The following is a 26,852-nucleotide window of genomic DNA, read 5'->3' as shown; positions in this document are numbered from 1 at the left end:
GGGTGGACCCGCTGTCGCTGCTGCGCGGCGTCCTCGACACCACCGAGGATGCCGCGCGCGCCCTGGTCGGCCGCGAGCGCATCCGGCTCGCGGTCACCGGCCTGTCGCGCGCGGGCAAGACGGTCTTCCTCACCTCGCTGATCGCGAACCTGATCGCCGCGGGGCGCGGCGCGCGCACCCTGCCGGCGCTGTCGGACGCGACCGGCGGGCGCATCCGCCGCGTCTTCGTCGTGCCGGCCGGCACGGAGACGGTGCCGCGCTTCGACCCGGAGGCGCATCTCGGCGCGCTCGCCGCCGATCCGCCACGCTGGCCGGAACGGACGGAGGACTTCTCCACCCTGTCGATCGCGATCGACGTGGAGCGCCGCACCTCCCTCGGCGGCCTGTTGCCGGAACGGCGGCTGACGCTCAACCTCATCGACTATCCGGGCGAATGGCTGCTCGACCTGCCGATGCTGCGGCAGGACTACGCCACCTGGTCGGCCGAGACGCTCGCCCGCTGCCGGCGCGGGGTCCGCGCCACGGCGGCGGCCGGGTTTCTCGCTTTCCTCGATGCCTTGCCGGCCGACGCGCCGGCCGAGGACGCACTCGCCAAGCGCGGCTACACCCTCTACCGCGATGCGCTGCGCGCCTGCCGCGACGCGCATGGGCTGCGCTTCCTGCAGCCCGGCCGCTTCCTCAATCCGGGGCCGCGCGGGGAGGCGCCGCTGCTGTGGTTCTTCCCGCTCCCTGAAGGCGCGCGGGGCGGCCTCGCCGATCTCTGCGCACGGCGCTACGCCGCCTATCTCGACGACCAGCGCAGCACCTTCCTGGATCCGTATTTCTCGCGCTTCCATCGCCAGGTGGTGCTGGTCGACGTGCTCGGCGCGCTGCACGCGGGGGAGGAAGCCTTCCGCGATACGGGCGATGCGTTGTCCGCCGTCGCCGCCATCGTCTCGGGGGCCAACTGGCTCGAACGGTTGCTCGGGGCGGCGCCGACGCGCGTCGCCTTCGCCGCGACCAAGGCCGACCACGTGCCGACGCGCGCGCGGGATGCGCTGGCCGCGCTGGTCGAGCACATCGCCTTCGGCGCGCGCGGTCGGGCGGCGCAGTCGGGCGCGTCGGTGTCCTGCCACGCGGTGGCCGCCATCCGCTGCACCGAGGACGCCGTCGCGCGCCTCGACGGGCAGGCGGTGGCGGCGGTGCGCGGGGTGCTTTTGCAGGATGGCCGCGGCGCCACCATCTATCCGGGCGAGGTGCCGATGAAACCGCCCGAACCCGATTTCTGGGATGCCGGCCTGTTCAGCATGCCGGAGTTCCGCCCGCCCCGCCTCGATCCGGCGGGAAGTTCCGGCATGCCGCATCTCGGCCTGGATGCGCTGCTGGCCTGGCTGATCGGGGACCTGCTGTGAGCGGTCGCCCGCCCCCGCGCGTCATCCTGGACGAGGGCACGTCGCCGGCGCCGCGTCTCGATTTCGGCTGGGAGGTGCAGGTGGCGCCGCCGATGCCGCCTGCGCGCGGCTGGTCGACGATGGCGCTGATCGGCCTCGGCGCCGCGGTGCTGGTGCTGGGCTTCTCGCTGCTCGAGGCCGGGAACTTCGTTGCGGCGCAATTCGCCCAGGCCGCCTGGCTCGGTTGGTTGACCCTGGCCGTCGCGACGGCCGGGTTCGGTCTGGTCTTCGCGGCGATCGGGCGGGAATTGCGCGGCTATCTGGCGCTGGGCACCGTCGATCGCGCCCGGGCCGCCGTGGCGCGCGGTGATCCCCCGGCGCTGCGCTCCGCACTTGCAGCGTGGCAGGCGGGCCTGCCGGAAGGCCGCGCGAAGCCCGGCGATCTCGGGGACATGCCGATCGACGCGGCCTGCGCGCTGGTCGAAGCCAAGACGCTCGCCCCCATCGCCCAGGATGCGGCGGCATTGGGCCGCGCGGCGGCGGTCCAGGCCTTTGCCGTGACGGCGGTCAGCCCTTCGCCGGCGCTCGACGCGCTGGTCTTCGCCTGGCGCGGCATCCGCCTCGTGCGGCAGGTCGCGGCGCTGCACGGCTTCCGGCCCGGGATCGCGGGCACCGTCTCCCTGCTGCGGCGCGTCGCCGTCGATGCCGCGACGGTCGCGGCGACCGATGTCGCCGTCGATGCCGCGGTCCGCGGGCTGCTCAGTTCCAGGCTGGCGGAGCATGTCGCCGGGGAGGCGGCGGCGGGCGCCGTCGCGGCGCGCCGGATGACGCTGCTCGCCCGCGCCGCGGACGAAGCCTGCCGCGTGCTTCCCCGCACGCGCGGTTGAGGCCGGCCGCGCCCTCACGCACGAAGCTGATCTTCGTCCATGGCCCGATCGCCGCCGCCGGCGCCTGACGGCGGCGCGCGTCAGCCTTCCAGCCGCACGTTCGCGGCCTGCGCCACCTCGCGCCACTTGGCGATCTCGGAGCGGATGAAGGCGGCGCATTCCTCGGGCGTCTGCGGGTCGGCGACCGCGCCCATCTGGGTGATGCGCGCGACGATGCCCGGATCGCGCAGCACCGCGACGACGTCGCCGTTGATCTTGCGCACGACGTCGGCCGGCGTCCCGGCGGGGGCGACCAGCGCGCTCCAGCCCGCGGCGGAATAGCCCGGCACCAGCGTCTCGGCGATGGTAGGCACCTCGGGCAGTTGCGGCACGCGCTGCGCGGCGCAGAGCGCGATCGGCTTCACCCGGCCCTCGCGGATATGCGGCAGGGAGGACGCGACGGAATCCGTCATCAGCTTCACGTTGCCGGCGATGACGTCGGCGATGCCGGGCCCGCTGCCGCGGTAGTGCACGATGTTGAAGCGGATGTTCGCGCGCAGCATCAGCAACTCGGCCGCCATGTGCTGGCTCGTCGCCGGGCCGGCGGAGGCCATGTTCAGCATGCCCGGCTGGGCCCGCGCCGCGGCGGCCAGTTCCTGCATCGTGTTGTAGGGCAGGGAGGGATGCGCGACGACCAGCAGCGGCACCATCGCGACGTTGCTGATGCCGGCGAAGTCCTTTTCCGCGTCATAGGGCAGACGCGGCAGGACGGAGGGATTGATGCCGAGCGGCCCGGACGATCCCGCGATCAGCGTGTAGCCATCGGCCGGGGAACGTGCGCCCGCTTCCATCGCCGGGACCGAGGCGCCGCCGCCGCGGTTCTCGACGACCACGCGCTGCGGCCAGCGCTTCGACAGCTCGTCCGCGACCAGCCGCGTCAGGATGTCGGCCGCCTGGCCCGGCGGGAAGGGCACGATGATCTTGACCGGGCGGTTCGGCCAGTCGGACTGCGCGCTGGCCAGGACGGGCAGCAGGGGCAGGCTGGCGGCGCCGAGCAGCGCCCGGCGGCGGATGGTACGGGACATGGGGGTTTCCTCCGGAACGGCCGGAGACTAACCCCGCGGGATCGCATCCTCCAACCGCGCCTGTTCGCGGCGCAGCCCGTCGCGGCGTTCGGCGGCGGCGCGGCGGTCGCGCAGCGCGTCCAGCACCTTCTCCTGCGTCCGGGCCGCGACGAGCGCGTCCCGCTCGGCGTCCAGTGCCGCGCCGGCGCGTGCTAGGGCGGCCGCCTGCTGGTGCCGCGCGGCGAGCATGCGGGCGAGGAAGTCGCCATAGGTCCGCGGCGCGTCCTCCGGATGCTCGGCGCGAAGCTCGCGCTCGATCGCCGCCACGGCGTCCTGCTGCGCGGCCAGGTGCGCCTGCGCCCCGGCGAGGCGCAGCCGGGCGGCGTCCGTGTCGATCCGGCGCAGCCGGGCAAGGATGGCGAGGGGGTCTCTGGGCATGCCTTCGTGCTTCGTCTGTAGCGGGCGAAAGTTGCGGCCCGGTGAAGCCGCGACCCTGGCGTGGGGGCGACACGCATGGGACAAGGCCGCAAAGCCGTCCCGAGGAAGCGCCCATGCCCACGCCGTCCAACACGCTCCGCATCGCCGTCCTGCCCGGCGACGGCATCGGCACGGAAGTGACGCAGGCGACGCTCGCGGTGCTCGAGCCGCTGGCGAAGCGGCACAATCTCGGCCTCGACTTCGAGCATCTGCGCGCCGGCGCCTTCTGCTACCGGGACACCGGCACGGCGATGAGCGAGGAGACCTTCGAGAAGGCCGCGAAGGCCGACGCCATCCTGCTCGGTGCGATGGGCTGGCCCGAGATCCGCACCACCGACGGGACCGAGATCGCACCGCAGCTCGACCTGCGCTTCCGCCTCAATCTCTATGCCGGCGTGCGACCCTTCCGCGCGCTGCCGGGCGTGCCCGTGGCGCTCGCCGATCCGCGTGCGCGCGACATCGACCTGGTGATCGTGCGCGAGAGCACCGAAGGCCTGTTCTTCTCCCGCGACCGCGGCACCGTCACGCACGACATGGCCGAGGAGACGCTGCGCATCACGCGGCCGGTGACCGAGAAGCTCGCGCGCTTCTCCTTCCGCCTCGCGCAGCAGCGCGCCGCGCGGCGCGGCCGCAAGGGCACGGTGACGCTGGTCGACAAGGCGAACGTCTTCCGCGCCTTCGCCTTCATGCGCGGCATCTTCAACGAGGTCGCGACGGAATTCCCCGACGTCGCGCATGGCGCGCACTACGTCGATGCCATGGCGCTCGACCTGGTGCGCAAGCCCTGGGCCTTCGACGTGCTGCCGACCGAGAACATGTTCGGCGACATCCTCTCCGACCTCGGCGCTGGGCTTGTGGGGGGCATGGGCTTCGCGCCATCCGCCGACATCGGCGACACCCATGCGGTGTTCCAGCCGGCGCACGGCACCGCGCCCGACATCGCGGGAAAGGGGCTGGCGAACCCAACGGCGACGATCCTGTCCGCGGCGATGATGCTGGACTGGCTGGCCGGGAAGGGTGCGGGCCAGGCCTATGCCGATGCGGCGGCCGAACTCGACGCGGCGGTGGATCGGGCCTTCGCGGACGGGCTGCGCACCCCCGATATCGGCGGCAGCGACGGCACGGCGGCGGCCGCGCGGGCCGTGGCGGCGCGTATCGGCGGCTGACGACGCGTCACGGCTGCAGCGGGGTGATGTGCGGGCCGCGCACCCCATCATCCAGCGCCCGCAGCACCTCGGGGAACAGGGCGACGAGTTCGGCGGCGACCTCCGTCGCCGGGCGCAGCGCGCCGCGGCCGAGCAGCCGCTGCAGCAGCGGCCGGTCCTGGCGGAACCAGGCACCCGGCCCCAGGCCGCGGCCTGGCTTCAGGCGCCCGGACGCTGGCAGCCAGCCGGCGAAGACTTCCTCGGGCGGGAAGACGCGGCCGTCGATCGCGAAGCCCCCGCCAGGGCAGGCGCCGTAGTCGAGGACGAAGCGCGGACGGCCGTACTTCTCCCACTGGATTTCGAGGATCTGCACCTGACCGCCGACGCTCCGGCGGAAGGTCAGCGTGGTGGGCATCCGGCGGTGGTCGGGACGGAACCCGGCCGCCTCGGCCACCGGCACGAAAGCGTCGGCGACGGCCCGGCGCAGCTCCGTCGTCCGGCCCATCGCCGCGTCAGCGCTTCGCCTGCAGCCAGACCGCGTCGGCGGCGAGTTCCGGCCAGCCGATCGGGCGCATCGCCGTTGCGGCCTCGGGCGCCGCCGCATCCCACCGCCCGGCGGTGATCCGCTGACCCGTGATGCCCTGCGCGGCGTCCGACAGCAGCCAGGCGAGCGGCGGGCCCATCACGGCCGGGCGCAGCATCTGCTCGCGCGGCCAGGTCGCCCCGGCGCCGATGAAGGGCGTATCGGTCGGCCCGCCCGGGATGAGCACGTTCACGGTGATGCCGGTGCCGGCCAGTTCCTCCGCCCAGACCGCCGAGGCCGCCTCCAGCGCCGCCTTGGTCGATCCATAGGGCAGGACACGCAGCATGGTGCGGAAGGAGGTCGTGTTGTTCACCACGCGCCCCCAGCCCGCGGCGCGCATCATCGGCAGCGCTTCCCGCAGCAGCAGCATCGGCGCGCGGACGTTGATGGCGAAGAAGCGGTCCCAGGTGGCGGCGTCGAGCTCCTCGATGGAGGGCAGCCGCGTCTCGGCATCGGGTCGCAGGCTCGACACGCCGATGCCGGCATTGTTCACCACCGCATCGACGCGGCCGAAGCGCGCGGCGGCGGCAGCCAGGCCCTCCCGGCAGCCGGTCTCGGTCCCGAGGTCGGCGACGATCGGGTGCAGCGCCGCGCCAGGATGCGCCGCGGCCAGGGCATCGAGCCCCACCCGGTCGCGGTCCAGTGCCGCGACGGCGTGCCCGGCCGCCAGCGTCGATTCCACCATGGCCTTGCCGATGCCGCCCGCGGCGCCGGTGATCAGGACGACACGCCCCATGACCCTTGCTCCCTCCGCAATCCACCCCAGCCTGGATCAGGCGTGGCGATCGGGCCAGGGCTGACCCGGCGCGGCCGCGCGGCTATTGTCCGGCGCGAAAGGGAAGAGGCCGATCATGCGCGTACTCATCGCCGGTGGCGGTATCGGGGGGCTGACCCTCGCGCTGTCGCTGCACCAGGCCGGGATCGATTGCGAGGTCTTCGAGCAGGCGCCGGAGATCCGCCCCCTGGGCGTCGGCATCAACGTCCTGCCTCATGCGATGCGGGAACTGACCGAACTCGGCCTGCAGGAACGCGTGGCCGGCGCGGGCATCGTCACACAGGAACTCGCCTACGCCAATCGCCTCGGCCAGATGATCTGGTCCGAGCCGCGCGGGCGCCTCGCCGGCTATTCCTGGCCGCAGGTCTCGATCCATCGCGGCTACCTGCACCTCGAATTGCTCGCGGCGGCGCAAGAGCGGCTGGGCGATGCGCGCATCCATCTCGGCGCGCGGATGGCCGGCTTCGAGCAGGACGCGGCGGGCGTGACGCTGCGCCTCGATGACGGGCGCGCGGTGCGCGGGGATGTGCTGATCGCCGCCGACGGCATCCATTCCGCCGCGCGTGCGGTGTTCTACCCGAACGAGGGCCCGCCGATCTGGAACGGCGCGATCCTGTGGCGCGCGACCAGCATCGCCGATCCCTTCCTGACCGGGGCGACCATGGCGGTGGCGGGCAACCGCAACGACAAGTTCGTCGTCTATCCCATCAAGGACCTGCCCGACGGGCGGAAGCTGACCAACTGGATCGCCGAGCGCCGCGTCGACCCGAACCAGGAATGGAAGCGGGAGGACTGGAACCGCCCCGGCCGAATCGAGGATTTCCAGCAGACCTTCGCCGACTGGCGCTTCCCCTGGCTCGACATCCCCGCGCTGATCCGCTCGGCGCAGTCGGTCTACGAATTCCCGATGGTGGACCGCGACCCGCTGCCGCGCTGGACGCATGGGCGGGTGACGCTGCTGGGCGATGCCGCGCATCCGCTCTATCCGATCGGGTCGAACGGCGCGTCGCAGGGCATCCTCGATGCGCGCACGCTGGCGCTGAAGCTCGCGACCATCGCGGATCCCGTCGCGGCGATGGAGGCCTATGAGGCGATCCGCCGCCCCGCGACCGCCGCGCTCGTCGCCGCGACGCGCGGGGATGGCCCGGACAGCGTGCTCGACATCGCCGAGGCGCGCGCGCCGGACGGCTTCGCCGACATCGAGGCGGTGATGCCGCACGCCGAGCGCGCCGAGATCGCCGCGCACTACAAGCGCCTGGCGGGCTTCGAGCCTTCGACGCTCAATGCCCGCCCGAGCCTCACGCCGCCGCGCAAGGCGGCGTGACGCGCGTCAGGGGGTCGGCTCGTAGCCCAGCCCCGGCGCCGTCGGCACCGGGATGACGCCGCCGCGCGGCACCAGCGCCTCGCCATAGGGCGCGCGCGCGAGGTCGGCGAAGTAGATCTCGATCGGCTCGGCTTCCTCGGTCGCGGCGAGGAAATGCAGCGTCGCGAGCAACCCCGGGCCGAAATAGGGGCAGTGCGGCACCAGGCGCACCCCCGTCTCGCGCGCCAGTTCCGCGATCTCGAGCATCGCGGACATGCCGCCGATCTTGGTGATCGAGGGCTGCGCGACATCAACCGCGCGCGTCTCGAACATGCGGCAGAAATCCTCGACCGTGCCGTTGCACTCGCCGGCCGAGATCGGCACCGGGGAGAGGGCGCGGATGCGCGCGATGGCGGGGATGTCCTCGGGCGGCCAGATCGGTTCCTCGACCCAGGCGGGATCGACCGCGGCGACGTCCTCGCAGAACTGCACCGCCTCGGCCTCGGTGTCCCAGGCGCAGTTGATGTCGAGCATCAGCGGCACGCCCGGTGCGGCGTCACGCGCGGCGCGGATGCAGCGCAGGTCGACCTCGTGCAGCTTGATGTGGCGATAGCCGCGCGACAGCGCCTCGGTCGTGTTGCGCGCGACGTCATCGGGCACGCCATAGCGCAGCAGGGAGGCATAGGCCGGCACCTCCCGCCGCGCCGCCTGACCGAGCAGCGCGTGCAGGGGCTTGCCCGCGGCCTTGGCGCGGATGTCCCACAGCGCGATGTCGATCGCCGAGATCCCGAAGGTGACCGGCCCATTCCGCCCGAAATTGTGGAAGCGGCGCGCGAGCATGCGCGTTAGTCCGGCGATGTCACGTGCATCCTGGCCGATGCAGGCGGGGCCGATCAGCCGGTCCACCGCGTCCTTCGTCGTCTCGACCAGGGTGAAGCCGAAGCCTTCGCCCCAGCCATGGATTCCGGCATCGGTCTCGACGCGTACCAGCAGCGTGTCCATCGCCTTGAGGTGCAGGTTGCCGCCGACGCCGCCGGCGCTGGCGCCATAGGTGAAATCGGTGCGGTGATGATGCGTGGTGACGCGGGTGATCTTCATGGTCGTTCCCTTCCGCGCGACGCGGCTTGCCCCGATACTGCCGCCCTGCGCCGGCGGACAGAAGCCGGGCATCGGAGGAAATCGTCACCATGAGCGACCGCGCGGCCTGGGAAGCGGTGGGCGACTGGCACCACGCCTGGTTCACCGGGATCGTGCTGACGGCGGTCTCGCGCCGGGGGTCGCGCGATGCGGCGGAGCTGGTGTTCCGCATCTTCCGCCGCCAGCAGCAGGCGACCTTCATGTCCGGCTTGAAGAAGCTCGGTCTCGACGGGCTGCCGCCGGCGGTGGCGGCGGCGCGCTACCACTACCTCTCGAACTTCATCGGCGGCGTGGGCGTCGAGTATGTCGAGGAGAGCCCCACCAAGGCCTGGATCCGCTACCCGCCGCCACGCTGGATCTGGCCCGGTGCGACCATCTGCGGCATCCCCTCCGAGGTGAACCCCGCGATGCTGCGCGGCTGGCACGCCAATAACGGCGTGATGCTGGGCCGCCTCGGCCTCGGCTTCGTCTGCACGGGGCAGACGGTGGACGGCGATCCGGGGCTCGAGGGCTACTACATCGAGCATGACCGCGACCTCCCGCCCGAGGAACGGCTGCGCTTCGCGCGCGGCGAGCGCATGCCGCGCTTCGATCCCGCCACGGCGCCGCGCCTGCCCGCCGCCGACTGGCCGGCCGAGCGGATCGCCAAGGCCAAGCGCGGCTATGCGATGGAATATTGCCGCACGGCGCTGCAGGAGGCGGTGGCGCTGTTCGGGCCGATGGAGGGCGGGCACCTGCTCGGCCTCGCCGCGCGGCTGGTGGCGATGCAGCTGTTCCACGAGACCGCGGCAGCGCTCGGCACCGCGGAGCGGGGCTTCGCGGCGTTCCTCCGCGCGATGTTCGCCGCGTCCGGCGATACCGCCACCGTCAGCGAAGGCGAGGACGGCCTGACGGTGACCATCATGGATCTCGCGCTGCTGCGCGGCATCGCGCATCCGCACGACGCGATGGTCGTCGCGTGGTCGGACCTGCTGGCGGGCGCGCTCGCCGCCCATGACCGCTTCGCGCGGATCGAGCGGACCGGGCCGCTGGCCTGGCGCATCAGCGCCTGAGAATGCGCCTCTCGGCGCATTCTCGAACTGCCGTCACGCCGCCGCGGCGATGATCCGCGACAGCGCTTCCTCACGCCCCAGCGCCCAGAGCACCGAATTGATCGGCGGGCTGGTCAGGCTGCCGCAGAGCGCGGCGCGCAGCGGCTGCGCCACGTCCTTCAGCTTCACGCCCTTCACCTCGGCATAGTCGCGCAGCCACTGCTCGAGGTCCGCCTTCTCCCACGGCGCCCCGCTGAGGAACTCCGCGATGTCGAGAAGCCGCGCCTTCACCTCCGGCGTCAGCAGCGCGAGGGCCTTCTCGTCGATCGCGGGCAGGCCCTCGGAGGCCGCGAAGGCCGCGGAGCCGGCCAGTTCCTCCAGCGTGCGCGCGCGTTCCTTGAGGTCGGGCATCAGCATCCCGATGCGCTCGGCGCCGTCGGTGCCGAACAGCACGCCGCGCCTGGCCATCAGCTCGAGCACGGCGCGCGTCAGCCGCGCGTCATCCGCCTGGCGCAGGTAGACGCCGTTGAGATGCGTCAGCTTCGCGTAGTCCATGCGCGAGGCGGCGCGCCCCACGTCCTTGAGGTCGAAGAGCTCGATGGCGCGGTCGCGCGGCACCACCTCCTCGTCGCCATGGCCCCAGCCGAGGCGCATCAGGTAGTTGCACACCGCTTCCGGCAGGTAGCCCTGGTCACGGAAGTCGAGCACTGACACCGCACCGTGGCGCTTCGACAGCTTCGCCCCGTCCGCGCCGTGGATCAGCGGGATGTGCGCGAAGTGCGGCCGGCGCCAGCCCATCGCGTCATAGACCATGCACTGGCGGAAGGTGTTGGTCAGGTGGTCGTCGCCGCGGATGACATGGGTGATGTCCATGTCGTGGTCGTCCACCACCACCGCATGCAGGTAGGTCGGCGTGCCGTCCGAGCGCAGGATGATCATGTCATCCAGCTCGGTGTTCGCGACGCGCACCTCGCCCTGCACCAGGTCCTTCACCACCGTCTCGCCCTCGATCGGGGCCTTGATGCGGATGGCGAAGGGCTTGCCCTCCTGCTCGGGGCCCGGCGCGCGGTCGCGCCAGCGGCGGTCGTAGCGGGGCGGGCGCCCCTCGGCCATCGCCTTCTCCCGCATCTCGGCGAGCTCCTCGGGCGTCGCCCAGCAGCGATAGGCCTTGCCCATGGCGAGCAGGGCATGGGCGATCTCGGCATGCCGCGGCTCCCGCGCCGCCTGGAAGACCGGCGGCTCGTCCGGCATCAGGCCGAGCCAGGTCAGGCTTTCCATGATCTGGTCGACCGCCGCCTGGGTCGAGCGTTCCTTGTCCGTGTCCTCGATGCGCAGCAGGTAGGTGCCTTTGTGGTGGCGCGCGAACAGGTAGTTGAACAGCGCGGTGCGGGCGCCACCGATGTGCAGGTAGCCGGTCGGCGAGGGGGCGAAGCGGGTACGGACGGTCATGGTGCCTTGGCTCGAACGCGGAGGCGCCCCTTAGACCAGATCGGCGCCCGGTGGTGAACCCGCGGCTGCAAACCTCTCCCGCGCCGTCGGCAGGGCGGATAGAATGAACGCCCAGGTTGCGGAACCAGTCCCTGTCCAGCACCGTCGCGCGAGATCCTGCCCCGATCGCCGGCGCCGCCCTGCGCATCGACGCGCTGCTGGCGGCCGAGCGCGGGCGGCTCGCGCCCTGGCTCGCGGTCGCGATGGGAGCGGGGATCCTCGTCTATTTCGGGCTGCGGGAGGAACCCTCGGTCTGGTGGGCGGCGCCGGCGCCGCTGCTGGTCGCACTCGCCTGGTGGCTGGCGCGGCGGGCGCCCCATGCGGGCTGGGCGATCGGGCTGGTCGCGGCGGGATGGCTCGGCTTCGGAACGGCCCTGCTGCATGCGGTGACCGCCCCGCCCATGGCCGCCCCGCCGCTGCGCGCCATCGTGCTGACCGGCGTGGTGCAGGACGTCGACCTGCTGCCGGAAGGCCGCCGCGTCACGCTGGGCGAGGTCCGCTTCGCGCCCGAGGACCCGCCCCAGCCCCGGACCTTCCGCGTCCGGCTCCGCGCCAACGACCCGGCCCGCCCGGCGCCGGGGGATACGCTGACCGTCCGTGCCCTGGTGCGCGCGCCATCCTCCCCGGCCTATCCCGGCGCCTGGGATTTCCAGCGCGCGGCCTTCTTCGCCGGGCAGGGCGGTGCCGGCTTCGCCATCGGTCCGGCCGAGGTCGCGGCGGGCGAGGGCGCGGCGCCGCCGCTCGCCGGGCTGCGCGCTTCCATCGAGGCCCGCGTCACCGCCGCGGTTCCCGGCGCCGCCGGGGCCGTCGCCGCCGCGCTGCTGACCGGCGGGCAGAGCGCCATCCCGCGCGCCGATCTCGCTGCCATGCGCGATTCCGGGCTGGCGCACCTGCTCTCGGTGTCCGGCCTGCACATTGCCATCGTGATGGGCGTGGCCTTCTGGCTGGTGCGGCTGGCGATCGCCTGCTGGCGCTGGCTCGCGCTGCGGGTGGACGGCAAGGCCTGGGCGGGCGTCGCCGCCTTGGGCGCGGGCGGCTTCTACATGCTGCTGACCGGGGCCGAGGTGCCCATGCAGCGATCCTTCGCCTCCGCGGCGCTGGTGACGCTGGCGCTGCTGGCGGGGCGGCTGGCGATCTCATTGCGCAGTCTGGCGCTCGCGGCGGCGGCGGTGATGGCGATCGCGCCGGCGCAGCTGCTCGGCCCGTCCTTCCAGATGTCCTTCGCGGCGGTCCTGGCCCTGATCAGCGGGTGGGATGCGCTGAAGAGCCCGATGGCGCGTCTGCGCGGGGAAGGGCAGTGGTGGCGGCGCGCCCTGGTCGCGGCGGCGGCGCTGATCGGGACTTCGGTGCTGGCGGGGCTGGCGACGGCGCCCTTCGGCCTCGCGCATTTCGGGCGGCTGCAATGGTACGGGGTGGCGGCCAACGCGGTGGCGGTGCCGCTGACCTCGGTGCTGGTCATGCCGGCGGGGATGCTCGCCGCGGCGCTGATGCCGCTCGGCCTGGACGGCCCGGCGCTCGCGGTGATGGGCTGGGGCTGCGAGGCGGTGCTGGCCGTCGCGCGCGAAGTCGCGTCCTGGCCGGGGGCCGCGACCGGGGCACGTCCGATCCCGGCCTGGGGGCTGCTGGTCTTCGGCGCAGGAATGCTGTGGCTGTGCCTTTGGAGGGCGCGCTGGCGGTGGCTCGGCCTGCCCGCGATGCTGCTGGGGTTGACGAGCCCGGCCCTGCACCGCCCGCCGGACCTGTTCGTGTCGGGCGATGCGCGGCTGATCGGCTTCGCGGCGGAGGGCGCGCTATGGTTGCAGCGGCAATCCGGCGCGTCCAGCCTGACGCGCGACGCCTGGCTGCGCGCGCACGGCTTCGCCGAGGCGCGGCCCCTGCCGGCGCAGGGCGAGGCCGCGGCGGGCGCGATCCGCTGCGGCCCAGCCGCCTGCACCCTGCGCGCCGCGCCGGACGGGCCGGCGGCGCTGCTGCTGCGCGGCACGCCATCGCCCGAGGCCTGTGGCCGCGCCGCGGTGATCGTCGCGGCCGAGCCCGTCCGCGGCCGCTGTTCGGCGAGCCTGGTCGTGGACCGCTTCGCCGTCTGGCGGAACGGTCCCCATGCCATCTGGCTCGGGACAGACGGCGCTGTCGTCGTTTCGGATCGTGCCTGGCGCGGCGCGCGGCCCTGGGTGCCGCCTGTGCCGACGCCGCGGGCGCGGGAGGACCTGCCGCCCGCGCCGGTCGAATGATACCGGCGGCCGAAGATTCGACCTCCGGCCGCCGGGCATGGCGCGCGGGCCGCGCGACACCGGGAGCGGACACCGGGGCGACGAAGCCCCATCCTTCGTCGTGCCGGTATCAGGCCTCAGTAGCGGCGCAGCAGCCCCACCAGGCGGCCCTGCACCTTCACCCGGTCGGGGCCGAAGATGCGCGTCTCGTGCCGCGGATTGGCCGGTTCGAGGGCGATGGAATTGCCGCGGCGGCGCAGGCGCTTCAGCGTCACTTCGTTCTCGTCGACCAGGGCGACGACGATGGCGCCGTTCTCGGCCGTGTCGGCGCGGTTGATGATGACCGTGTCGCCGTCGAGGATCCCGGCGTCGATCATGGAATCGCCCGCGACCTCGAGCGCGTAGTGGTCGCCGCTGCCGATCAGCGCGGCCGGCACGTCGACGCTGGTGCCGTTGTCGCGCAGCGCCTCGATCGGCACGCCGGCCGCGATGCGGCCATAGAGCGGCAGGGTGACCGCCGCGTTGTCGTTGCTCTCGGGCTGCGGGCGCGGCGCGATGCTGGCGGCGAAGGGGCCGCGGATGACATTCGGCCCCAGCGGCGCTTCGGGCGCCTTGGGGGCGGCGCGGGGGGGACGGGGCGCGAGATTCTCCGGCAGGCGGATGACTTCGAGCGCGCGGGCACGATGGGCGCGGCGGCGCAGGAAGCCGCGTTCCTCGAGCGCCGTGATCAGCCGGTGGATGCCCGACTTCGACTTGAGCGCGAGCGCAGCCTTCATTTCCTCGAAGGACGGGGAGAAGCCCGTCTCACGCAGATGGCGGTCGATGAATATCAGCAGCTCGTGCTGCTTCCGCGTGAGCATCCAGCCCCTCCTCCTCAGGCCGGCCGCGCGAATCGGGCGGAACAAACCGGCAACTGATACGGCGTTCTAGAAAGGTTCCGAAGTCACAGTCAATTGCATTCGGATGTGGAAGACCTGTGGACAGGTTGTGCGGGGCGGCTTTGCGTCTCGTCGCGCCTGTGGGTATTCGCAGGGAATGTCCCCTGCCGATGTGTCGTTGATCATTGCCGCGCACCGCCTGCAGGACCTGGTGCCGGGGGCGGTGGCCTCGGTGCTGGACCGCGCCGCCGGGGCGTCGGTCGAGGTCGTGGTCGCCTCGGATGACGGCACGGACTACGCGCCCCTGCTGCCGCCCGACCCCCGTCTGCGCTTCACCCCGGTCGGGCCGGTGCGCAGCGGCGCCCATGCGGCGCGGAACCGCGCCCTCGCGATCGCCACCGGCGCCTTCGTGATGATTCTCGACGGCGACGACGCGCTGGAAGGCTCACCGGACGCCATCGCGCAGGCGCTTGCGCTGGCGCGGCAGGCCGGGGCGGTGGCGGTGCCGAGCATCGTGCGCGATCCGGCGGGCGCCGAGGTCCGGCGCATGCCGCCCGCGGGTACCGCCGTCTTCGGCTTCGCCGCCTGGCGGGAGGCCTTCTCCTCCCTCCACCTCATGGCGCGGCGGGATCTGGTGCAGCCCTTCTCGGATTTCCGCCTGATCGACGATGTGCTGTTCGACCTGCGCGCGCTCGCCGCGGCGGGGGGCGAGGTGCCCGTCGCGGGATCGCTCGCCTACCGCTACCAGCTGCGCCCCGGCCAGGCGACGGACACGCCGTGGGAACGCTTCGATGCCGAATACGCGCGCGCGCTCGCCGCGATCCGGGGCGACGGCTTCGGCTTCGGCGCCCATGCAGCCGCCGCCGCGCGGGTGCTGCGGCGCTGGCGGGCGATGAACCGGGTGGTCGGGACGCGGCCGGGGCTGGGCGACTATCACCGGGCCGTCGCGGCCTGGCTCGATCGCCGCGGCGCCTGACGGCGCCTATGCGGAGCCCGATTGGCGGGACGTGCCGGCGCTGCTCGCCGCAACGCCGCGCGGCCTTGGCATCATGGAGGTGCTCGCGTCCTTCGATGCGGCGCCGGCCGGCACCTTCCCGATCGCTGCGCAGATGGGCTGTCGCCACCTGCGCGCCGAACATGAGCAGCTGTGGCGCCTCGGTCCGGCGATGCGCGGAGCGTGCTCGACCTCAAGCGCAACGGCGTGACGGCCAAGCCCGCCTTTGCCGCGGGGCTCGGTCTGTTGGGCGATCCCGATCTCGCCCTCGATAGCGCGAATGCGGAGGCCGAGGGGCTCGGCCTCCGCGTCCGATGCTCAGCGTCCGGTGCGGCGGATGTTCCAGAACACCGGAATGCCCGAGGGGATGACGCCCTGCAGATTCGAGCGGTAGGCGATGGGCTGGCTGAACTGCCCCCAGATCACGGCCGGCACGATCTCGAAGGCGATGCGCTGGATGTCGGCCGCGATGGCGCGCCGTTCCTCGAGCGTCGCGGCCTGGGAGAAGCGTTCCAGCAGCGGCGTCAGCCGTTCGTCGCAATGCCAGCCGGGGAAGTCCTGGCAGTTGGTGCCGATGTAGAAATGCGTCAGCGGCGAGGCGAGGTCGAAGCCCTGCGCATGCACGCCGAACAGCGACCAGGAGGCATCGCGCCGCGCACGCCGTGCGACCACCGTGCCCCAATCCATGGCCTGCAGCTCGACATTGAAGCCGACCTCCCGCAGGCGCGCCGCGACGACCTCGCTGCCGACGCGCGGGGCGTCGATGTCGGTCGCCTGCATGATGATGACGGGCTCGCCGCGGTAGTTGGTCTGGCGAAGCGCCTCCCGCGCACGGGCGACGTCGGGCCGCGCGGCGATCTCGCTGCCGGCGGTGGTCTCGAGCGCGCCGCCGCACATCCAGAAGCTGAGGCATTGCGGAATGGAGAGATCCCCGGTCGCCCCGAGCGCCGTCGGCCCCTGCGACTGGTCCACCGCCATCATCAGCACGCGGCGCACCGCCGGATCGGCAAAGGGTCCGGCCGCGGAGTTCACGCGCACGAAGCCCTGCCACATGGACGGACCCGCGAGCGGCACGACCGTCACGCCGCGGTTGCGGCGCAGCAGCGGCAGCAGGTCGAAGGCCGGCATCTCGATGAAGTCGACCTCGCCGGTCGTCAGCGCATTGGCCGCCGTCGCCGCGTCCGGGATGACGCGCCAGATCACGCGGTCCACATGCACGTGCTTGCCGCCCGCGAGGAAGTTCGCGGGCTCGTTGCGCGGGCGGTAGTCGCGGAAGCGGTCGAAGACCTGCGTCGCGCCGGAGACCGAGAGATCGCGCCGGAACACGAAGGGGCCGGAGCCGATCAGCTCGCTGTTCTGCTCGGTACGCGGGCGCTGCGCCAGGCGTTCCGGCATGATCGCCGGCACCAGCGAGGACGGCTTGCCGAGCGCGTCGAGCACCAGGCCGAAGGGTCGGTTCAGCACGATGCGGAAGGTGCGGGCGTCGACCACGTCCATCGAGGCGGTCGCCGCCATCAGGTGCCGCCCGAGCCCGTCGCCCGGACCCCAGCGCCGCAGGCTCGCGATGACGTCGGCCGAGGTGACGGGCTGGCCGTCATGGAACTTCAGGCCTTCGCGCAGCGTGAAGGTCCAGGTCATCCGATCGTCAGAGACGGTGTGGCTGTCCACCATCTGCGGGCGGATGTTGCCCTCGCTGTCCATCGCGAACAGCGTGTCCCAGATCATGTAGGCGAAGTTGCGCGTGATGTAGACCGTCGAGACATGCGGATCCATGATCCGCACATCGGCCTGCATCACCGCGGTGATCTGGCTGGCGGGCTGCTGGCCCGCCGGTATCTGCGCCTGCGCCGCCGCGGGCAGCGCGATCGCCGCCGCCACCGCGGCACGGCGCGTCCAGGTTCCGAACATTGTGCGTTTCTCCTTCGCTCAGGATGCCTGCGTGACGAGCTCGGCGGCCTTCTCGCCGATCATCAGCGCGGTGGCGTTGGTGTTGCCCGCGATGTGGCGCGGGAAGATCGAGATGTCGGCGACGCGTAGGGCCGAGACGCCGTTCACCCGCAGGTCGGGCGCGACGACGGCGCGCGCATCGGCGCCCATGCGGCAGGTGCCGGCGGGGTGGTAGAAGGGCCGCGCGGCGGAGCGCAGGAAGGCGATGTCGGCCTCGCGCCCCGCAGCGGCGGGCGGCACGCCGATCAACGCCTTCACCTTGTCCCCGAACGGCGCGGTCGTCGCCATCCGCCGCACCCAGCCGAGGCCGCGCAGCAGCGTCTCGACATCCTGGTCGTCGTCGAGCAGCCGCGGATGAATGGCGATCGGCGCCGCCGGATCGGCCGAACGCAGCGCGAGCCGCCCGCGCGAGCGCGGATGGTTCACGTTCACGAGGATCGTCGCGAGATTGCGCCGCGGGATGATCCGCTTCCCGTCCTTCAGCACCGAGCCATAGGGAAAGAGGTGGAACTGCAGGTCAGGTTCCGCCGCCTCCGGATGGCTGCGCAGGAAGGCGAGCACCTGCGCCGTCGGCACGCCGAAGGGGGAAGGGCGCCCCGCTGCCCAGCGCAGGAACTGCCAGGCGGCGCGCAGCGGCGCCGCCTCGGCGTTCACGGTCGGCACGGTGAGCTCGGCCTGCACGTAGAGGCCGGGATGCTCCATCAGGTTCCGCCCGACCTCCGGGCTGTCGGCCACCGTCGCGATGCCATGCGCGGCAAGTTCGCTCGTTTCGCCGACGCCCGAGAGCATCAGCAGCTGCGGCGAGTTGATCGCGCCGGCTGTCAGGATCACTTCGCGTCGCGCGCGGACGGCCAGCGCCGCGCCGTTGCGCGTCGCGGCGAGGCCGCTGGCGCGACGCCCCTCGAAGGTGATGCGCTGGACCAGCACGCCATCCATCGTGCGCAGGTTCGGCCGCGCCAGGTTCGGCCGGATGAAGGCGTCCCAGGCCGAATGGCGCAGCCCGTTGCGCGTCGATCCCTGGTTCCAGGCGATGCCTTCGTGGGATGCGCCGTTCAAATCGTCATTCGCCGGGATGCCGGCGGCGACGCCGCTCGCGATGAAGTCGGATGCGACAGGGTGTCGCCAGGCGAGCGCGGAGACGCGCTGCGGCCCCATCCCGCCGCGCGTCGCATTGTCCGGCGCATCCGCGGTTTCCATCCTGCGGAACAGCGGCAGCACGTCGCGCCAGCCCCAGCCGGCGCAGCCGAGCGATTCCCACGCGTCGTAATCCGCCGCCGCGCCGCGGATGAAGATCATCCCGTTGATGGCGGACGACCCGCCCGGCACCTTGCCGCGCGGCCAGTCCTCGACCAGTCCGTTGCGCGTGGGGTCGGGCTCGGAGCGATAGCCCCAGTCGTAGCGCGGGTTGCCGATCGTGCGCATCAGCGCGGCGGGCATGCGCGTCAGGCCGATACGCTCCCGCGTGCCGGCCTCGACCAGCAGCACCGAGACGCCCGGAGTCTCCGACAGCCGCGAGGCCAGGACGCAGCCCGCGCTGCCGGCGCCGACGACAACATAGTCGGCCTCGATCGTCTCTGTGGTCATGACCGGACGTTGGCATGACCTCCGGGACCTGGGAAGATCGCGGCGGAGGTGCGCGATGTGCGACACGATGGTGGCGCTGCCGCCCGCGACGGCGGCCGGCGGCGTGCTCTTCGCCAAGAACAGCGATCGCGAGCGCAACGAGGCGCAGGCGGTCGAATGGCATCCGCGCGCGCGTCACGCGTCGGGGACGCGACTGCGCTGCACCTACATCGAGATCCCGCAGGCGGCGGAAACGCATGCCGTGCTGCTCTCGCGCCCCTTCTGGTGCTGGGGCGCGGAGATGGGCGCGAACGAGCACGGCGTCGTCATCGGCAATGAGGCCGTGTTCGGCACCGTCCCGCCCTCGCGCAGGGCGGCGCTGATCGGGATGGACCTGCTGCGCCTCGGCCTCGAGCGCGGGGCCACCGCCGCCGAGGCGGTGGAGGTCATCGTCGCGCTGCTCGAGACGCATGGGCAGGGCGGCGATTGCGGCCACCTGCACGAGCACTTCTACGACAACGGATTCATCGTCGCCGACCATCGCGAGGCCTTCGTGCTCGAGACCATGGGCCGGCACTGGGCGGTGGAGCGGGTGCGCGGCGTGCGTGCCATCTCGAACGCGCTGTCAATCGGCGCCGCGGATCGCGCGAGCCCGTCGCTGCTCGCACTCGCCGGCGTCGCGGCGCCGCAGGCGCTGGACATGGCGGGACGCTTCCTGGACGAGGCGCGCGACGCCGTCTCGCGCGGGCGGCTGCGCTGCAACCGCGCGACGACGCTGCTCTCCGCGCGGTCGGGCGCGCTGACCATCGCCGACATGATGCGCACGCTGCGCGACCACGGGGCCGACACCGGCCCGCACTGGCATCCGGTCGACACGGTAGGCCGCACCATCTGCATGCATGCGCTGGACAACGAGCGCCGCGGCCAGACGGTGGGATCGCTGGTGTCCGACCTGCGCGCTGACGGGCGCGCCGTGCATTGGGTGACGGCGGCCTCCGCGCCCTGCACGGCGCTGTTCCGGCCGTTGATCGCTGGTCTGCCGCTGCCCGCCATGGGACCGCCGCCGACCGATCAGTCCGATCCCGCGACGCGCTGGTGGCAGCATGAGGCGATCCACCGTGCCGCGGTGACCGGCGACTTCGCTGCGTGGCTCGCTGGCCATGCCGAGGACCGCGACGCGACCGAAGCTCGCTTCGCCGCGCGCATCGAGGACGCGCTGCAGCCCGGCGGCGATCCTGCGGCCGCGGTCGCCGCCTGCTGGGCCGAGGCCGACGCCATGGAACGCCGGTGGGCCGATGCGCGCCCGAAGCGGGGCCTTGCCGCGGAATTCGTGGACTCCTGGGCGCAGCACGACCGCCTGGCCGCCGCGCCGACGCGGCGGGCGCCGCGCGCGGCCTAGACGCCGAGATCGGCGAGGACGATCGCCTCGACCTCCGCCCCTGCCGGCAGGGCGCGGGCGAAGGGCGCGCGCAGCACCAGCGCATCGGCGCGCGCCAGCGTCGCGAGCATGGAGGAATCCTGCATCTCCGCCGGCGTGACGCGCATCCGCCCTTCGGAATCGTAGGAGATCGCGGACCGCAGATGATCGGCGCGCCGGTCGTTCTCCGCGATCGGCACGGCGGTGATGAGGCGCCGCGTCGGCGGCGGATCCCCCGGCAGGCCGGACAGCCGCCCGATGGCCGGGATCAGGAAGACCACGCCGCAGACCAGGGCCGAGACCGGATTGCCCGGCAGCCCCAGCACCGGCGTGCGGCCCAGCCGACCCCAGATCAGCGGCTTGCCCGGCCGCATCGCGATCTTCCAGAAGCCGAGCTCGAAGCCTTCGCCGCCCAGCGCCTTCTGGATCAGGTCGTGCTCGCCCACGCTCGCGCCGCCGGTGGTGACCAGCAGGTCGAAGGCATGGGCGGTGCCGGCGACCTCGGCGATGGCGTGGGTGTCGTCGGGCGCGATGGGCAGCACGACGGGATCGCCGCCCGCGCCCTTCACCAGCGCGGCGAGCGCATGTGCGTTGGAGGAGACGATGCCACCGGCCGGGATCGGGTCTCCGGGCAGCGCGATCTCGTCCCCGGTCGCGAGGATGCCGATGCGCGGCTTGCGATGCACCGCGAGCCACGGATTGTTCGACGCTGCGGCGAGGCCGATGTCGCGCGCCGTCAGCTTTCGCCCCGCCGCCAGGACCTCATGCCCTTCCGTGAAGTCGAGGCCACGGCGGCGGATCCAGCGGCCGGCCTTCACCGTCTCGTTCACGCGGACGGCGGTGCCTTCGGCCGTCGCGTCCTCCTGCAGCAGGATCGCCTCGGCGCCGGCGGGCACGAAGCCGCCGGTGAAGATGCGCACCGCCTGGCCGGGACCGACCTCGCCCGCGAAGGGGCGCCCGGCCGGGGCGGACCCGATCATGGACAGCGTCGCGCCCTCGACCGCATCGGCCGCCCGCACCGCATAGCCGTCCATCGCCGAGACATCCGCCGGCGGCTGGGTCAGCCGCGCGGCGACGGGGCGCGCCAGCACGCGGCCCGCGGCCTCGGGCAGCGCGACGGTCTCGGCCGCGGTCGGCGCCAGCGCGGCGAGGATGCGCGCGCGGGCCTCCTCGACGGGGAGGAGGTCACTCGCCACGGAACTCGCCCGACTTGCCGCCGGCCTTGTGCACCAGGCGGACATCCTCGATGCGCATCGACCGGTCGACCGCCTTGACCATGTCGTAGACGGTCAGCGCCGCGACGGTGACGGCGGTCAGCGCCTCCATCTCCACGCCCGTCCGGCCGGAGAGCTTCACCGTCGCCTCGATCGCGACCGCGTCCTCGCCCTCGGGCTCGAGGTCGACCGTCACCTTCGAGATCATCAACGGATGGCAGAGCGGGATGAGCTCCGACGTCTTCTTCGCCGCCATGATGCCGGCGATGCGCGCGATGCCGAGCACGTCGCCCTTGCCCGCCCGGCCGTCCCTGATCAGCGCGAGCGTCGCGGGCTGCATGACGATGCGCCCGCGCGCGGTCGCGGTGCGGGAGGTCTCGTCCTTGGCCGAGACATCCACCATCGCGGCCCGTCCGGCCGCGTCGAAATGGGTCAGCGCCATGGCGCCGGTCCCTCAGCGCGCGTCGACAAGCTCGCGCGCCGCGGCAGCGACGTCGGCCTGCCGCATCAGGTGTTCGCCGACCAGGATGCAATGCGCGCCGGCGGCCGCCATGCGGCGGACATCGACGGGGGTGCGGATGCCGCTCTCGGCGACCGGCAGACGGTCGGCGGGCACATGCGGGGCCAGGTCCTCGGTCGTCGCGATGTCGGTCTTCAGCGTGCGCAGATTGCGGTTGTTGATGCCGATCAGCCGCGTGTTGAGACCGAGCGCGCGGTCGAGTTCGCGCTTGTCGTGCACCTCGACCAGCACCGACATGTCCAGCGAACGCGCGATGCCGAGCAGTTCCGTCGCCATGTCGTCCGACAGCGCCGCCATGATCAGCAGGATGCAATCCGCGCCCATGGCCCGGGCCTCGAAGACCTGCCAGGGGTGGATCATGAAGTCCTTGCGCAGTACCGGCAGGTCGCAGGCGGCGCGCGCGGCCTCGAGGTCCTCCCGCTTGCCCTGGAAATAGGGCGTGTCGGTCAGGATCGACAGGCAAGCCGCCCCGCCTTCCTCGTACGCCTTGGCGAGCGCGGGCGGATCGAACGGATCGCGGATCAGCCCGCCCGAGGGCGAGGCGCGCTTGATCTCGGCGATCAGCCCGGTCCGGCCTTCCCCGATGCGGTGGCACAGCGCACCGACGAAGTCGCGCACGGGGGGGGCGTGGGCCGCGGCCTTCTCGATTTCGGACTGGGAGGTCGCGGCCATGCGCTCGGCGACCTCCTTCTCCTTGTCGGCGAGGATGCGGACCAGGACATCCGGCACCGAGGTGGCGTCGGCCGGGGCGGTCATGATGTGGGGCGCGTTCATGCGGCAGCGTCCTTGGGGGGGCAGGCGGCGCGGAGGCGCGTCAATACGCCGAGCGCCGCTCCTTCGTCGATGGCGCGGGCGGCGATGGCGGCCCCCTCGCGCAGGTCATGGGCCCGGCCGGCGACGATCAGCGCCGCGGCGGCATTCAGCAACACCACGTCGCGGTAGGCGCCGGGCGCGCCGTTCAGCAGGGCTTCGAGCGCGACGGCGTTCTGTGCCGGGTCGCCGCCCTTCAGCGCCTCGGCCGGGGCGCGCGGCAGGCCGGCATCCTCGGGGGCGACGGTGAATTCGCGGAAGGTGCCGTCGGCCTCGAGCGAGACGACGTGGCTTTCGCCGGCAAGCGTGAGTTCATCGAGCCCCTGGCCGTGAACCAGCCAGGCGCGCTCGGTGCCGAGGCGCGCCAGCGTCTCCGCCATCGGGCGCAGCCATTCGGGGGCGAAGGCGCCGGTCATCTGGCGTTTGACCCGCGCAGGGTTCGCAAGCGGCCCGAGCAGGTTGAAGATGGTCCGCGTGCCGAGCTCGACCCGCGGGCCGGCCGCATGGCGCATCGAGGCATGGTGCCGCGGCGCCATCAGGAACACCATGCCGGCGTCCTTCAGCACGCCCGGCAGGCGTTCGATCGGCACGTCGAGGGAGATGCCCAGCGCCGCGATCGCATCGGCCGCGCCGGATTTCGACGACAGCGCGCGGTTGCCGTGCTTGGCGACCGGCACCCCGCAACCCGCGACGACCATCGCCGTCGTGGTCGAGATGTTGAGCGTGCCCGCCGCATCCCCGCCGGTACCGACGATGTCGATCGCATCCGCGGGCGCATCGATCGCGGTCATGCGGGCGCGCATGGCGCGCACCGCGCCGGTCATTTCGGCGACGGTTTCCCCGCGCACGCGCATGGCCATCAGCAGGCCCGCGATCTGCGCGGGCGTCGCCTCGCCCTCCATGATGATGCCGAAGGCCTCCTCGGAGGCAGCCTCGTTCAGGCGCTCCGCAGCGGCGAGACGCGCCAGGATCGGTTTGAGGGACATTGCCGTCAGGCCGCGACGGGGGCCGCCATCGTGGCACCCGCGAGCGTCAGGAAGTTCCGCAGCAGGTCGTGGCCATGGGCGGAGGCGATGCTCTCCGGATGGAACTGCACGCCCGAGATCGGCAACTCACGGTGCCGCAGCCCCATGATGATGCCATCCTCGGTCCAGGCGGTGACGTCGAGGCAATCGGGCAGGCTCTCCCGCTCGACGATCAGGGAATGGTAGCGCGTTGCGGCGAAGGGGGAGGGCAGGCCGGCGAAGACGTCCCGCCCGTCGTGATGGACCTGCCACACCTTCCCGTGCACCGGTTCGGGCGCGCGGATCACCTTGCCGCCGAAGGCCTGGCCGATCGCCTGGTGGCCGAGGCAGACACCGAGCAGCGGCAGCCGGACCTCGGCCGCCAGCGCGATCAGCGGCAGGCAGATGCCGGCCTCGTTCGGCGTGCAGGGTCCGGGCGACAGCACCACCGCTTCGGGCTTCATCGCGAGCACGCCCTGCGGGTCGATCGCGTCGTTCCGGCGCACCTCGACCCGGGCGCCGAGATCGCCCAGGAAGTGGAAGAGGTTGAAGGTGAAACTGTCGTAGTTGTCGATCAGCAGGATCATGGCGACGATCCTTGGACCCGACCGGGCGGGGAATCAAGGCCGCCGCGTGGCAGCGGGTCCCGGGCCCCGGATGGCCTTGCGGCGAAGAATGAAGGAGGACGGCCAAGCCATGATGAAGCGAGCGTTCCTTGCCCTCGCGCTGCTGTTGCCCGGGACGGCGCGTGCGGCCGACCTTCCCGACCGCCCGGTGCGGATCATCGTCCCCTTCACCCCGGGCGGGACGAGCGACATCGTGGCCCGCCTGCTCGCCGAGGCGGCCGGACCGCACCTGCCACGCGGGGCAGTGGTGGAGAATCGCGGCGGCGCCGGGGGCAACATCGGGATGGCGGAGGCCGCCCGCGCCGCGGCGGACGGAACCGCGCTCGTGCAATGCGCCTTCGGGCCCTGCGGGGCCAATCCGGCGCTCTATGCGAACCCCGGCTATGACCTCCTGCGCGACTTCGCGCCGGTGATCCTGACCGGGGCTGTCCGCAACGTGATGACCGTCCGCCGTGACCTGCCGGCGCAGAATGTGCAGGAGTTCCTGACTCTGGCGCGTCGGGACCGCCTGACTTTCGCCTCCTCCGGCGTCGGGGCGTCGAACCACCTCGGGCCGGAGCTGCTGCGGAGCATCACCGGCATCGAGATGACGCATGTTCCCTATCGCGGCTCGGGACCCGCCATCACCGACCTGGTGGCGGGCCGGGTCGACGTGTTCTTCGACAACCTGCCCTCGATCCTGCCGCACATCCGCGGCGGGACGGTGCGTGCCCTCGCGGCGGTGAGCGACGCGCGCATCCCCGAACTGCCGGACGTCCCGACCTTCGCCGAACAGGGCGTGCCGGGCATGGCGATCGATTCCTGGTTCGGCTTCATGACGCCTGCGCGCACCCCGCCCGCCGCGATCGCGGCGCTGAACGCCGCGTTCGGCCGCGCGCTGCAGGATCCGGCGGTTCGGGCGCGCATGGCCGAACTGGGCGCCGCCCCGCTGGGCGGGACGCCGGAACAGATGGGCGCGCATGTCCAGGCCGAGGCCGCCCGCTGGGCGGAGGTCGTCCGCAAGCAGGGAATCCGCGCCGAATGAGCCGCATCCAATCCATCCGCACCATCCGCATCGGCGAACGGCCGAACCTGCTGTGGGTGGAGGTCTCCACGGATGAAGGCCTCGTCGGCCTTGGCGAGGCCTTCCGCGGCGCCGCCGCGGTCGAGTCGGTGATCCACGAGAGCGCCGCGCCGCTGCTGCTGGGCAAGGACTCACGGGACATCGAGGCCTTCTCCCGCACGCTGCTGGCGCCTTACGTCGGGTTCGGCGGGTCGTCCGCCGAGGTCCGCGCGGCCTCGGCGATCGACATCGCGCTGTGGGACCTCAAGGGCCAGCGCCATGGCATCCCGGTGCACGAGGCACTCGGCGGCAAGGCGCGGGAGAAGGTCCGCAGCTACAACACCTGCGCCGGCTACGACTACAACACCAGGTCCGCGCAGCGGCGGGACATCGGCGCCGCCGACCAATCCCGCGGCCCCTACGACGACCAGGTCGCCTTCATGCGCGACGCCGGCGCGCTGGCGGAAAGCCTCCTCTCGGAAGGCTTCAACGCCATGAAGATCTGGCCCTTCGACATCTACGCCCCGGCGACGCAGGGCGTGTCCATCACCTTGAGCGACCTCAAGGCGGGCCTCGAGCCTTTCGCCAAGATCCGCCGCGCCGTGGGCGACCGGATGGAGATCATGGCCGAATTGCACAGCCTGTGGTCCTACCCGGCCGCCTTGTCGATCTGCCGGGCCCTCGAGGATTACGGCATCACCTGGGCCGAGGACCCGCTGGCCAAGATGGACGACGCGGCCTCCCTGGCCGAGCTGCGTCGATCGGTGCGCGTGCCGATCTGCGCGAGCGAGACGCTGGGCGGCAAGGTCGCCTTCCGCGACTTGCTGATCGCCGGTGCGACCGACATCGTGATGCTGGACCTGGCCTGGTGCGGCGGGCTGACCGAGGCGCGCAAGATCGCCGCCCTCGCCGAGGCCTGGGCGCGGCCGGTCGCGCCGCATGACTGCACCGGGCCCGTCACGCTGATCGCCTCGGTCCATCTCGCGATGCACGCGCCGACGGCGATGTTCCAGGAAGTGGTGCGGGCGACGCTCGCGACCTGGTACCGCGATCTCGTCACCAGCTTGCCGAAGCTGGATCGTGGCTGGGTGCTGCCGATGGAAGGCCCCGGCCTCGGGGCGGCGCTGCTGCCGGGCGTCGCGCAGCGGGAGGACGCGATCGTGCGGGAGAGCCGCCGGTGATGGACGTCCTGCCGCTGCTGTCCTGGCACCTCGCGGGAGGCTTCCTCGCGCTGGTGCTGGCGGGGCTGGCGCTGCGCCGTTACGGCGGCGGCCTCCTGGCCAGGATCGGTTCGGTCCTGGTCTGGTTGACGGTCATCGCGACGGCCGCCTGGGCCGGCGCCTCCCTCTATGACGGGCTGATGATCCTCTATCGCTGACCGGGCTTCACGT

At 72.6% G+C, this 26,852-nt stretch carries 26 protein-coding genes; 12 read left to right on the top strand and 14 right to left on the bottom strand.

Annotated elements, in window-relative coordinates; all coding sequences use genetic code 11:
* The first annotated feature begins 2 nt into the window (after nucleotides 1–2).
* Nucleotides 3–1,391 (top strand): YcjX family protein, encoded by a 1,389-nt coding sequence (locus GWK16_RS01400; protein WP_170052187.1) that lies wholly within the window; start codon nucleotides 3–5, stop codon nucleotides 1,389–1,391.
* Nucleotides 1,388–2,257: a DUF697 domain-containing protein gene (locus GWK16_RS25665; protein ID WP_170052186.1), complete on the top strand. Its 870-nt coding sequence runs from the start codon at nucleotides 1,388–1,390 to the stop codon at nucleotides 2,255–2,257. The genes GWK16_RS01400 and GWK16_RS25665 overlap by 4 nt, the downstream gene beginning before the upstream one ends.
* Before the next feature lie 80 nt (nucleotides 2,258–2,337).
* Here GWK16_RS25665 and GWK16_RS01390 read toward each other — a convergent pair whose 3' ends face one another.
* Both GWK16_RS01390 and GWK16_RS01385 read right to left on the bottom strand, forming a co-directional pair.
* On the bottom strand, nucleotides 2,338–3,321 hold the full coding sequence (locus tag GWK16_RS01390) for a Bug family tripartite tricarboxylate transporter substrate binding protein (RefSeq protein WP_170052185.1): 984 nt from the start codon (nucleotides 3,319–3,321) through the stop codon (nucleotides 2,338–2,340).
* Nucleotides 3,322–3,348: 27 nt separating this feature from the next.
* A complete protein-coding gene (locus GWK16_RS01385; protein WP_170052184.1) occupies nucleotides 3,349–3,738 on the bottom strand; it encodes a flagellar FliJ family protein in 390 nt (129 codons plus the stop codon).
* A gap of 113 nt (nucleotides 3,739–3,851) precedes the next feature.
* Between GWK16_RS01385 and GWK16_RS01380 the strand changes: the two genes are divergently transcribed.
* The gene (locus GWK16_RS01380; RefSeq protein WP_170052183.1) at nucleotides 3,852–4,943 is read left to right on the top strand and encodes an isocitrate/isopropylmalate dehydrogenase family protein; all 1,092 of its coding nucleotides are present in this window, start codon (nucleotides 3,852–3,854) and stop codon (nucleotides 4,941–4,943) included.
* Between the two features lie 7 nt (nucleotides 4,944–4,950).
* Here GWK16_RS01380 and GWK16_RS01375 read toward each other — a convergent pair whose 3' ends face one another.
* A complete protein-coding gene (locus GWK16_RS01375) occupies nucleotides 4,951–5,427 on the bottom strand; it encodes a hypothetical protein (protein ID WP_170052182.1) in 477 nt (158 codons plus the stop codon).
* A 7-nt stretch (nucleotides 5,428–5,434) separates the two neighbouring features.
* A complete protein-coding gene (locus GWK16_RS01370; protein ID WP_170052181.1) occupies nucleotides 5,435–6,241 on the bottom strand; it encodes an SDR family NAD(P)-dependent oxidoreductase in 807 nt (268 codons plus the stop codon).
* A gap of 115 nt (nucleotides 6,242–6,356) precedes the next feature.
* On the opposite strand from GWK16_RS01370, the gene GWK16_RS01365 reads away from it, so the two are divergent.
* Entirely contained in the window at nucleotides 6,357–7,604 is a 1,248-nt protein-coding gene (locus GWK16_RS01365; protein WP_170052180.1) for a flavin-dependent oxidoreductase, read from the top strand.
* Between the two features lie 6 nt (nucleotides 7,605–7,610).
* Here the strand turns inward: GWK16_RS01365 and GWK16_RS01360 are convergent, their stop codons facing one another.
* Complete coding sequence (locus GWK16_RS01360; RefSeq protein ID WP_170052179.1) at nucleotides 7,611–8,681, bottom strand: mandelate racemase/muconate lactonizing enzyme family protein; 1,071 nt, start codon at nucleotides 8,679–8,681, stop codon at nucleotides 7,611–7,613.
* An 89-nt stretch (nucleotides 8,682–8,770) separates the two neighbouring features.
* Between GWK16_RS01360 and GWK16_RS01355 the strand changes: the two genes are divergently transcribed.
* On the top strand, nucleotides 8,771–9,772 hold the full coding sequence (locus tag GWK16_RS01355) for a hypothetical protein (RefSeq protein ID WP_170052178.1): 1,002 nt from the start codon (nucleotides 8,771–8,773) through the stop codon (nucleotides 9,770–9,772).
* A 33-nt stretch (nucleotides 9,773–9,805) separates the two neighbouring features.
* Here GWK16_RS01355 and gltX read toward each other — a convergent pair whose 3' ends face one another.
* Entirely contained in the window at nucleotides 9,806–11,200 is a 1,395-nt protein-coding gene (gltX, locus tag GWK16_RS01350) for a glutamate--tRNA ligase (RefSeq protein WP_170052177.1), read from the bottom strand.
* A 116-nt stretch (nucleotides 11,201–11,316) separates the two neighbouring features.
* Here gltX and GWK16_RS25480 point away from each other — a divergent pair, with 116 nt between their 5' ends.
* A complete protein-coding gene (locus tag GWK16_RS25480) occupies nucleotides 11,317–13,467 on the top strand; it encodes a ComEC/Rec2 family competence protein (protein WP_277613535.1) in 2,151 nt (716 codons plus the stop codon).
* Between the two features lie 116 nt (nucleotides 13,468–13,583).
* On the opposite strand, the gene lexA is transcribed toward GWK16_RS25480, so the two are convergent.
* On the bottom strand, nucleotides 13,584–14,306 hold the full coding sequence (lexA, locus tag GWK16_RS01340) for a transcriptional repressor LexA (RefSeq protein ID WP_170052176.1): 723 nt from the start codon (nucleotides 14,304–14,306) through the stop codon (nucleotides 13,584–13,586).
* Nucleotides 14,307–14,481: 175 nt separating this feature from the next.
* Here lexA and GWK16_RS01335 point away from each other — a divergent pair, with 175 nt between their 5' ends.
* A complete protein-coding gene (locus GWK16_RS01335) occupies nucleotides 14,482–15,300 on the top strand; it encodes a glycosyltransferase family 2 protein (RefSeq protein WP_170052175.1) in 819 nt (272 codons plus the stop codon).
* 31 nt (nucleotides 15,301–15,331) lie between these two features.
* On the top strand, nucleotides 15,332–15,529 hold the full coding sequence (locus GWK16_RS01330; protein ID WP_170052174.1) for a hypothetical protein: 198 nt from the start codon (nucleotides 15,332–15,334) through the stop codon (nucleotides 15,527–15,529).
* A 107-nt stretch (nucleotides 15,530–15,636) separates the two neighbouring features.
* Here GWK16_RS01330 and GWK16_RS01325 read toward each other — a convergent pair whose 3' ends face one another.
* A complete protein-coding gene (locus GWK16_RS01325; RefSeq protein ID WP_170052173.1) occupies nucleotides 15,637–17,226 on the bottom strand; it encodes an ABC transporter substrate-binding protein in 1,590 nt (529 codons plus the stop codon).
* An 18-nt stretch (nucleotides 17,227–17,244) separates the two neighbouring features.
* Nucleotides 17,245–18,849, bottom strand: a complete 1,605-nt coding sequence (locus tag GWK16_RS01320) for a GMC family oxidoreductase (RefSeq protein ID WP_170052172.1) — start codon at nucleotides 18,847–18,849, stop codon at nucleotides 17,245–17,247.
* A gap of 55 nt (nucleotides 18,850–18,904) precedes the next feature.
* Here GWK16_RS01320 and GWK16_RS01315 point away from each other — a divergent pair, with 55 nt between their 5' ends.
* Nucleotides 18,905–20,227 carry a C69 family dipeptidase gene (locus GWK16_RS01315; RefSeq protein WP_170052171.1) on the top strand — a complete coding sequence of 441 codons (1,323 nt, stop codon included), beginning with the start codon at nucleotides 18,905–18,907 and terminating at the stop codon, nucleotides 20,225–20,227.
* Here GWK16_RS01315 and GWK16_RS01310 read toward each other — a convergent pair.
* Genes GWK16_RS01310 through GWK16_RS01290 form a run of 5 tightly spaced genes read right to left on the bottom strand, consistent with a single transcriptional unit; the run spans nucleotide 20,224 to nucleotide 24,380 of the window.
* On the bottom strand, nucleotides 20,224–21,441 hold the full coding sequence (locus GWK16_RS01310) for a molybdopterin molybdotransferase MoeA (RefSeq protein ID WP_338144365.1): 1,218 nt from the start codon (nucleotides 21,439–21,441) through the stop codon (nucleotides 20,224–20,226). The genes GWK16_RS01315 and GWK16_RS01310 overlap by 4 nt on opposite strands.
* Complete coding sequence (moaC, locus tag GWK16_RS01305) at nucleotides 21,431–21,901, bottom strand: cyclic pyranopterin monophosphate synthase MoaC (protein ID WP_170052169.1); 471 nt, start codon at nucleotides 21,899–21,901, stop codon at nucleotides 21,431–21,433. The genes GWK16_RS01310 and moaC overlap by 11 nt, the downstream gene beginning before the upstream one ends.
* Before the next feature lie 12 nt (nucleotides 21,902–21,913).
* Nucleotides 21,914–22,753: an indole-3-glycerol phosphate synthase TrpC gene (gene trpC, locus GWK16_RS01300; RefSeq protein WP_248291073.1), complete on the bottom strand. Its 840-nt coding sequence runs from the start codon at nucleotides 22,751–22,753 to the stop codon at nucleotides 21,914–21,916.
* Nucleotides 22,750–23,775: an anthranilate phosphoribosyltransferase gene (gene trpD, locus GWK16_RS01295; protein WP_170052168.1), complete on the bottom strand. Its 1,026-nt coding sequence runs from the start codon at nucleotides 23,773–23,775 to the stop codon at nucleotides 22,750–22,752. Before trpD ends, trpC begins: the two co-directional genes overlap by 4 nt.
* Before the next feature lie 5 nt (nucleotides 23,776–23,780).
* A complete protein-coding gene (locus GWK16_RS01290) occupies nucleotides 23,781–24,380 on the bottom strand; it encodes an anthranilate synthase component II (RefSeq protein ID WP_170052167.1) in 600 nt (199 codons plus the stop codon).
* Between the two features lie 109 nt (nucleotides 24,381–24,489).
* On the opposite strand from GWK16_RS01290, the gene GWK16_RS01285 reads away from it, so the two are divergent.
* The 3 genes from GWK16_RS01285 to GWK16_RS01275 are packed head-to-tail and all read left to right on the top strand — an operon-like array spanning nucleotide 24,490 to nucleotide 26,839.
* A complete protein-coding gene (locus GWK16_RS01285) occupies nucleotides 24,490–25,443 on the top strand; it encodes a Bug family tripartite tricarboxylate transporter substrate binding protein (protein ID WP_248291072.1) in 954 nt (317 codons plus the stop codon).
* The gene (locus GWK16_RS01280) at nucleotides 25,440–26,642 is read left to right on the top strand and encodes a mandelate racemase/muconate lactonizing enzyme family protein (protein ID WP_170052165.1); all 1,203 of its coding nucleotides are present in this window, start codon (nucleotides 25,440–25,442) and stop codon (nucleotides 26,640–26,642) included. The genes GWK16_RS01285 and GWK16_RS01280 overlap by 4 nt, the downstream gene beginning before the upstream one ends.
* Entirely contained in the window at nucleotides 26,642–26,839 is a 198-nt protein-coding gene (locus GWK16_RS01275) for a hypothetical protein (protein ID WP_170052164.1), read from the top strand. Before GWK16_RS01280 ends, GWK16_RS01275 begins: the two co-directional genes overlap by 1 nt.
* Nucleotides 26,840–26,852: the final 13 nt, after the last annotated feature.

This window comes from Neoroseomonas marina (assembly GCF_012927745.1).
Taxonomy (GTDB): Bacteria; Pseudomonadota; Alphaproteobacteria; order Acetobacterales; family Acetobacteraceae; genus Neoroseomonas; species Neoroseomonas marina.
Note: the sequence above shows the minus strand (reverse complement) of the source record. Positions and strands in the feature narration are given on the sequence as shown.

Bases quoted from the DNA above. Each gene is read 5' to 3' on its own strand.
- GWK16_RS01390 (WP_170052185.1), bottom strand. From the start codon at position 3,321: ATGTCCCGTACCATCCGCCGCCGGGCGCTGCTCGGCGCCGCCAGCCTG.
- GWK16_RS01385 (WP_170052184.1), bottom strand. From the start codon at position 3,738: ATGCCCAGAGACCCCCTCGCCATCCTTGCCCGGCTGCGCCGGATCGAC.
- GWK16_RS01380 (WP_170052183.1), top strand. From the start codon at position 3,852: ATGCCCACGCCGTCCAACACGCTCCGCATCGCCGTCCTGCCCGGCGAC.
- GWK16_RS01375 (WP_170052182.1), bottom strand. From the start codon at position 5,427: ATGGGCCGGACGACGGAGCTGCGCCGGGCCGTCGCCGACGCTTTCGTG.
- GWK16_RS01370 (WP_170052181.1), bottom strand. From the start codon at position 6,241: ATGGGGCGTGTCGTCCTGATCACCGGCGCCGCGGGCGGCATCGGCAAG.
- GWK16_RS01365 (WP_170052180.1), top strand. From the start codon at position 6,357: ATGCGCGTACTCATCGCCGGTGGCGGTATCGGGGGGCTGACCCTCGCG.
- GWK16_RS01360 (WP_170052179.1), bottom strand. From the start codon at position 8,681: ATGAAGATCACCCGCGTCACCACGCATCATCACCGCACCGATTTCACC.
- GWK16_RS01355 (WP_170052178.1), top strand. From the start codon at position 8,771: ATGAGCGACCGCGCGGCCTGGGAAGCGGTGGGCGACTGGCACCACGCC.
- gltX (WP_170052177.1), bottom strand. From the start codon at position 11,200: ATGACCGTCCGTACCCGCTTCGCCCCCTCGCCGACCGGCTACCTGCAC.
- lexA (WP_170052176.1), bottom strand. From the start codon at position 14,306: ATGCTCACGCGGAAGCAGCACGAGCTGCTGATATTCATCGACCGCCAT.
- GWK16_RS01335 (WP_170052175.1), top strand. From the start codon at position 14,482: ATGTCCCCTGCCGATGTGTCGTTGATCATTGCCGCGCACCGCCTGCAG.
- GWK16_RS01325 (WP_170052173.1), bottom strand. From the start codon at position 17,226: ATGTTCGGAACCTGGACGCGCCGTGCCGCGGTGGCGGCGGCGATCGCG.
- GWK16_RS01320 (WP_170052172.1), bottom strand. From the start codon at position 18,849: ATGACCACAGAGACGATCGAGGCCGACTATGTTGTCGTCGGCGCCGGC.
- GWK16_RS01315 (WP_170052171.1), top strand. From the start codon at position 18,905: ATGTGCGACACGATGGTGGCGCTGCCGCCCGCGACGGCGGCCGGCGGC.
- moaC (WP_170052169.1), bottom strand. From the start codon at position 21,901: ATGGCGCTGACCCATTTCGACGCGGCCGGACGGGCCGCGATGGTGGAT.
- trpC (WP_248291073.1), bottom strand. From the start codon at position 22,753: ATGAACGCGCCCCACATCATGACCGCCCCGGCCGACGCCACCTCGGTG.
- trpD (WP_170052168.1), bottom strand. From the start codon at position 23,775: ATGTCCCTCAAACCGATCCTGGCGCGTCTCGCCGCTGCGGAGCGCCTG.
- GWK16_RS01290 (WP_170052167.1), bottom strand. From the start codon at position 24,380: ATGATCCTGCTGATCGACAACTACGACAGTTTCACCTTCAACCTCTTC.
- GWK16_RS01285 (WP_248291072.1), top strand. From the start codon at position 24,490: ATGATGAAGCGAGCGTTCCTTGCCCTCGCGCTGCTGTTGCCCGGGACG.
- GWK16_RS01280 (WP_170052165.1), top strand. From the start codon at position 25,440: ATGAGCCGCATCCAATCCATCCGCACCATCCGCATCGGCGAACGGCCG.
- GWK16_RS01275 (WP_170052164.1), top strand. From the start codon at position 26,642: ATGGACGTCCTGCCGCTGCTGTCCTGGCACCTCGCGGGAGGCTTCCTC.